5 protein-coding genes are annotated in these 6,270 nt (G+C 66.4%); 4 read left to right on the top strand and 1 reads right to left on the bottom strand.

Annotation, left to right across the window (positions count from 1 at the left end; all coding sequences use genetic code 11):
• Positions 1 to 1,283: cellulase family glycosylhydrolase (locus CUT39_RS19615; protein WP_100449157.1), on the bottom strand; the 1,283-nt coding region annotated here is incomplete at its 3' end.
• 355 nt (positions 1,284 to 1,638) lie between these two features.
• Between CUT39_RS19615 and CUT39_RS19610 the strand changes: the two genes are divergently transcribed.
• From CUT39_RS19610 to CUT39_RS19595, 4 genes are all read left to right on the top strand, one after another.
• Complete coding sequence (locus tag CUT39_RS19610) at positions 1,639 to 2,847, top strand: ROK family transcriptional regulator (protein WP_100449156.1); 1,209 nt, start codon at positions 1,639 to 1,641, stop codon at positions 2,845 to 2,847.
• 187 nt (positions 2,848 to 3,034) lie between these two features.
• Positions 3,035 to 4,336: an ABC transporter substrate-binding protein gene (locus tag CUT39_RS19605; protein ID WP_100449155.1), complete on the top strand. Its 1,302-nt coding sequence runs from the start codon at positions 3,035 to 3,037 to the stop codon at positions 4,334 to 4,336.
• 116 nt (positions 4,337 to 4,452) lie between these two features.
• Positions 4,453 to 5,382 (top strand): carbohydrate ABC transporter permease, encoded by a 930-nt coding sequence (locus CUT39_RS19600; protein ID WP_408611076.1) that lies wholly within the window; start codon positions 4,453 to 4,455, stop codon positions 5,380 to 5,382.
• 5 nt (positions 5,383 to 5,387) lie between these two features.
• Positions 5,388 to 6,269 (top strand): carbohydrate ABC transporter permease, encoded by an 882-nt coding sequence (locus CUT39_RS19595; protein WP_100444068.1) that lies wholly within the window; start codon positions 5,388 to 5,390, stop codon positions 6,267 to 6,269.
• Position 6,270 lies beyond the last annotated feature (1 nt).

Genomic DNA, 6,270 nt, shown 5'->3' with positions numbered 1-6,270 from the left:
CACTCGTAGTCGTCCAGGCACAGGCCGGAGTAGGCGTTGCGGATGGCGTGGTAGCCGTTGCCCAGATCCTCCAGCTCCCACTGCTGGACCTCGCTGCCGTTGCAGGTCCACTGGCGGACTTCGGCGCCGTCCTCGGTCCCCCACTCGTAGTCATCGAGGCAGAGGCCGGAGTAGCGGTTTTGGATCTCCACGGTCGAACCACCGCCACCGCCACCGGTGTCGTCACCCCAGCCGTACCGGATCCGGTCGGCGCCGGACTGGTTGCGGATGCTCAACGAGAGGTCGGTGCCCGAACCGTGGAGGGCGAACATGGAGTACCAGTCGTAGCCCTGATCGTCGGTCGGCTTGCCTCCCAGTGCCGGCCAGTAGGTGCCGCCGATGTTCTGCTCGCGCATCTCGTCGGTGACCGCGCGGATGGAGTTGACGAAGTTGTCGGTCCCGGCGGTGCTGTTGTAGTTCAGGCCGTTGTCCATCGGCGCGCCGTACTCGGTCGTGACCGCGCGGTTGCCGCAGTTGCCCAGGCGGGCTTCGAAGTCGTTGCGGTGGCCCCAGTAGTCCCGCTCGGAGTACATGAACGCGTAGTAGTGCATCGACAGCAGGGTGCCGTCGAAGCGGCTGTCGTCGCAGATCGGCCGCAGGTCCTGGCTGTAACCGGTGCCGCCGATGAGGACCCGGTCGGCGGGTGCCGAGTAGTGGTAGTCGAGCCAGCCGGCCGCGAAATCGCGCCACTCGGCGGAGCTGTAGCCGTGCGGCTCGTTCATCGGTTCGAAGTAGACCTGGCCATTGGAGCCGTAGGTGTTGGTGACCGAGGACCACATGGAGTTGAACGCGTCCACGTCGTCCACCCGTCCGCCGGAGGCGGCCCCGTCCTCCCAGTAGGCGAGGATGACCTTGAAGCCCCGGTCGGTCGCGGCGTCGATCGCGCCGCGGTAGTTGTTCCACCACGCGTCGGCGACCGTGTGGGTGTTGATGGGCAGTCGGACGGTGTTGGCTCCGACCAGGCTCTCCATGTCCGAGTAGACGGCGTCGGCTTTGGCGTAGACCGTGTCGTAGCCGTCGTTGATGCTCATCCCGTCCAGCACCAGCCGACCCGAGGTGAAGTTGTCGCCCATCCGGGCCCAGTTGAAGCCCCGGAAGTCGCTGGTGTTCGCGGCCGCCGGCGAGGCGCCGGCGAGGACGGTGACCGGCACGAGCGCCACGGCGGCCAGCAGGCTGACCAGGGCGCGACGGAGCGACCGCCACCGACCGGGAGTCGAGGATCCTGTGTGTTGATTGGTACTCATTGTTGGCCTATCTCGTGCAGCTCTGCACGGAAGAGGGAACTAATGCTGATGTTCACGATCACATAGAGATCTGTTAACGTAAACACCTCGCCGCAGTATGACATTGGCAACATGTGCAGTCAAGGTTGCTTATGTGTGAATATCTGTTCGAGTCTGTGGGAGCGTGGGCCGGACCGGCCGAGGGTCTGCCGGATGCGGCCGTCCCGGCTCCGACCGAGCGTGCTGCCAAGGGCGTGAAGCGCCCGAAACAGGGCCGTTCGGTCGAGCTCGGTGCCCCGGCGCTCGCCGCCCGCGGGAGGGAGCCTCTTCGTTTAACCCATTTACAAAGGGGCTGGATAGACGTACCATTCCTCTCATGAAGTCCACGTCGCGCGATATCCGCATCCGGAACTGCTTCTCGGTGCTCCGGCATCTCATAGCGGACTATCCGACGTCGCGCCAGTACCTCGCCAGGGAGACCGATCTCAGCGTCGCCACCGTCTCGAACCTGGTGTCCGATCTGATCGAGCTCGGCGTCGTCGTCGAGGTCGGGCTCGAGCGTTCCGGCGGCGGGCGGCCGCGGGCACTGCTGGCGCCCAACGCGGGCAGCGGCGCGCTCATCGGCATAGACGTGGCCTCGACCTACGTCAAGTTCGAGGCCTACGACCTGACGCTGACCGTGCTGTGCCGGATCGAGGAGCACGTGGACCTGTCCGAGGACATGCCCGAGCAGCTCCTGGACCACATCGCCACCGGCATGGCGGCCGTCCGCGAACACCTCGGCGGGCGGCCGATCCTCGGCATCGGGGTGAGCCTGCCCGGCCAAGTCGACGTGGCCGGGGGCATCTCCGTGTTCGCGCCGAACTGGAACTGGCACGACGTCGCCTTCAAGCGGCTGCTCACCGAGCGCCTCGAGTTGGACGTGCCGGTCTACCTCGACAACTCCCTCAAGACGGTGACGGCCGGTGAGCTGTGGTTCGGCGACGGACGCGGCGTCGACCGCCTCGCCGTGGTGCTGCTGGGCACCGGCGTCGGCGTCGGGCTCGCCTTCGGCGGCGACCTGTACCGGGGCGCCTCCAACTCGGCCGGGGAGTGGGGCCACGCCACCGTCGATCCCGACGGGCCGCGGTGCCGCTGCGGCCGGAACGGCTGCATCGAGGCCTACGTCGGCGCCCCGGCCATCCTCCGCCGGTGGGGCGAGCTGGCCGGCAGGCCGGTCGAGGAGCAGGCGCAGGAGAAGGCGATGGAGACCCTGGCGCAAGCCTGGAAGGCGGGGGAGGACTCGGCGGTGCGGACCGTCGAGGCGATCGCCCGCGACCTGGCGGTGGGGGTGGCGAACCTGGTCAACATCGTCAACCCGGAGCTGGTGGTCCTCACCGGCTGGGTCACGGGGGTCCTCGGCGAGGCCCTGCTGCCGGAGTTGGAGCGGCACCTGCCCGAACGGGTGCTGAACGCGGCGCTCAAGGCGCTCCGGGTCAAGCTCGACGAGCAGAGCCGCAACATGGTGATCCTGGGAGCGGCGGCGCTCGCGCTCGAGGGGCATCTGAATCTGATCAACACAGTCGGCTCGCGTTCGCGGCCGTGACCGCCGACAACCGGGCGGGCGGCGGGATTCTTCGGCATCGGTTAATTCAACCCATTGACAAAGGGCACGGCTTTCAGGAAAACTGAAGCTGGATCGACGGAAGACGATCAGCGGCCGTGACCATCGGATCGAGCGTCACGGCCCGGCCGGATCGCTTCCGACCTCTCGGAAGATCAAGGAGTTTGACATGGTCGCTTCAGGCAAGGGCAAGGGTTTCGGTGGTTCGTTTTCGGGGCCGGTGTTGGGTCGTCGGGGTGTGTTCGCGTTGGGCGGGTTGTCCGCTGGTGCGGGTGTGTTGTCGGCGTGTGGTGGTAATACCGGGCGTGGGGAGGCCGATGGTGACGGTCCGGTGTTGTCGCAGTGGTATCACGAGTACGGGGAGGCCGGGACGCAGCAGGCGGCGTTGGATTATGCGGCGGCGTATCCGGATGCGCGGGTGGGGGTGGAGTGGATCCCGGGTGATTACGATGCGGCGTTGTCGTCGGGGCTGCTGGCCGAGGACGAGGCGCCGGACTGTTTTGAGAGTCATCTCAATCGGGGGATGGTCGAGGCCGGGCAGTTGGAGCCGTTGGATGACCTGGTCGCGGATGTTATCGATGACATTCCGGAGTCGGATCTGGCGCGGAATACGCTGGATGGGACGGTGTACGGGATTCGGATGATCGATGATCCGCAGTACATCGTGTATCGGCCGAGCATGTTCGAGGCGGCCGGGATCGCCGGGCCGCCGGAGACGTTCGATGAGTTGGTCGATATGGCCGTGGAGTTGGATTCCGGTGAGGTCAAGGGCATCGATTTCGGTGAGGCCAGCGGGGCCGACCGGTTGGGTCAGCACATGATCCACAGTCTGGGGTTGTCGTTCATCGGCGCCGACCGGCAGGCGGGGTTCGATGATGCGCGGATGGCCGAGGGGGCGGGGTCGGTGCGTCGGTTGTCGGAGTCGGGGGCGCTGCTGCTGGGGGCGCCGACCGCGTGGTGGGATCCGTCGTCGATGCTGCAGGGGTTGACGGCGATGTCGTGGACGGGCCTGTGGACGATGCCGGCGCTGTTGGAGGGGTTGGGCGATGATATCGGGATCTTCCCGTGTCCGGGCTTCGCCGGGGGGGCGCCGACGGTGTTCAACGGGGGCTGGTCGGCGTTTGTGAACGCGAACGGCCCGAATGTGGAGGCGGCCAAGGCCTTCACCAAGTGGTTGTGGGTCGATCATGAGGAGTTCATTCTGGATTGGTGCCTGTCGTACGGGTTCCATATCCCCTCGCGGTTGTCGCTGCGGGCCCAGGCCGATGAGTTGACCTCGGGGCCGGCGGCGGAGGCGGTGGCGATCGCCGATGAGTTCGGGTGGGCCGAGGATCCGGATTGGACGCCGGCGATGAACACGGCGGTCAACGACATGATGAGCAACATCGTCATCGAGGGGGCCGATCCGGAGGAGGAGTTGGCCGCGGCGGTGGCGACGGTCAACGACGAGCTCGACGGGATCTTCGGGTAGCGGGGCCGGCGGTGACCGAAACCGAAACCGAAACCGAGACCGGCACCCCCGGCCCCGGCCCCGGCTCCGGCTCCGGCCCTGGTGCTGATACCGGGGCCGGGGCGGGCCGGTCGGGGGTGTCGTGGCGTGCCCGGGTCGGCCGGCGTCTGGGGAGCCGGGGCGCGGCGTTCTGGTATTTCGTGGGGCCGTTCCTGGCCGGGTTGGTGATGTTCACCTATGTGCCGGTGGCCTGGTCGGCGTTTTTGTCGTTTTTCGATGCGCGCAACACCGTGACGCCGGCGGCCGAGGACTTCGTGGGGTTCGCCAATTTCGCCTCGATGTTGACCGATGCGAACTTCCTGCGGAGTCTGTGGACGTTCACCCTGTTCGCGGCGATCATCGTGCCGGTCACGTTCGCCGCTTCGCTGGGGTTGGCGTTGGCGGTCAACCGGGTTCGGGTGGCGCGGGCGTTCTTCCGGTCGGTGTTCTTTCTGCCGTTCGCCTGTTCGTATGTGCTGGCCTCGCTGGTGTGGAAGATGTCGATCTTCACCGGGGTGCATTACGGGCTGGTGAACACGGTGCTGGGCTGGTTCGGGGTCGGGCCGATCGCGTGGTTGAACGGGAATGATCCGCCGTGGTTCTGGCTGGTGATCGCGACGCTGCGGTTGTGGATCCAGTGCGGGTTCTACATGATTCTGTTCATCGCCGCGCTGCAGCAGATCCCCGAGCATTTGTATGAGGCGGCGTATGTGGACGGGGCGAAGCCGGGGCGGCAGACGTTCTGGCATATCACGCTGCCGGGGCTGCGGGCGACGTCGGTGGCGGTGCTGATGCTGGTGCTGATCCAGGCCTATCAGGCCTTCGATGAGTTCTGGAACCTGCTGCCGAACTCGGGGAACGTGCCCTATGGGCGGACGCCGTTGGTGTATTTGTTCCATACCTCGTTGGGGACGGTGCAGGATCTGGGTCGGGGTTCGGCCGGGGCGTTGATCCTGGCGTTGTTGATCGCGTTGGTGACGCTGTTCCAGGGCAAGGTCCTGGGCTTCGGCAAACCGGAAGGACGGTGAGGGCGATGGTGGCGGCTGGTGTGAAGGGCCGGCGGCGGCCGGTGGGCTACCGGCCCGGGGCCGGCTCGGCCGCCTCCCGGGCGGCCAACCTGGTCGGCCTGTCGCTGCTGGCGGCGGTGTTTCTGGTGCCGTTCTATCTGATCGTGCGCAATGCCCTGGCCACGACCGAGGAGATCACCGCGCCGGGGTGGATGTGGTTTCCCTCCTCGCCGGCGTGGTCGAACGTGGCCGAGTTGTTCAACGATCCGAAGGTGCCGATGGGGCGGAGTCTGTGGAACTCGGCGGTGGTGGGGGTGCTGACCACGGTCGGGACGCTGTTTCTGTGTTCGACCGCCGGGTACGGGCTGGCCCGGATCTCCCACCGGCATGCGAACAAGATCTTCTATGCGATTCTGGCGACGTTGATGGTGCCCAGCGCGATCACGTTCGTGCCCAGTTTCGTGCTGGTCTCCAGCCTGGGGTGGGTCTCGGATCTGCGGGGGTTGATCATCCCGCCGTTGTTCAACGGGTTCGTGGCCTTTTTGTGCCGGCAGTACTTCCTGAGCTTCCCCAGAGAGCTGGAGGAGGCCGCCCGGGTGGACGGGTTGGGCTACTGGGGTGCGTTCTGGCGGATCGTGATGCCGAACTCGAAGGGGTTCATGGCCGCGATGGCGGTGATCACGTTCGTGACCTCGTGGAATGCGTTCCTGTGGCCGTTGGTGATCGGGCGGTCGCCTGACTCGTGGACGGTGCAGGTGGCGTTGTCGACGTTTCTGACCTCGCAGTCGATCAATCTGCCGCAGTTGTTCACCGCCGCGGCGGTCGCGATCCTGCCGCTGGTGTTCGTGTTCTTGTTCCTGCAGCGGTATCTGGTCCAAGGCGTCGCCCAAACCGGACTCAAAGGCTGAA

The sequence above is a fragment of the Glycomyces xiaoerkulensis genome, assembly GCF_002798405.1.
Classification (GTDB): domain Bacteria; phylum Actinomycetota; class Actinomycetes; order Mycobacteriales; family Micromonosporaceae; genus Glycomyces; species Glycomyces xiaoerkulensis.
Note: the sequence above shows the minus strand (reverse complement) of the source record. Positions and strands in the feature narration are given on the sequence as shown.

Excerpts from the sequence above, each read along its gene's own strand:
- CUT39_RS19595 (WP_100444068.1), top strand. The coding sequence starts at position 5,388 with ATGGTGGCGGCTGGTGTGAAGGGCCGGCGGCGGCCGGTGGGCTACCGG.
- CUT39_RS19610 (WP_100449156.1), top strand. The coding sequence starts at position 1,639 with ATGAAGTCCACGTCGCGCGATATCCGCATCCGGAACTGCTTCTCGGTG.
- CUT39_RS19605 (WP_100449155.1), top strand. The coding sequence starts at position 3,035 with ATGGTCGCTTCAGGCAAGGGCAAGGGTTTCGGTGGTTCGTTTTCGGGG.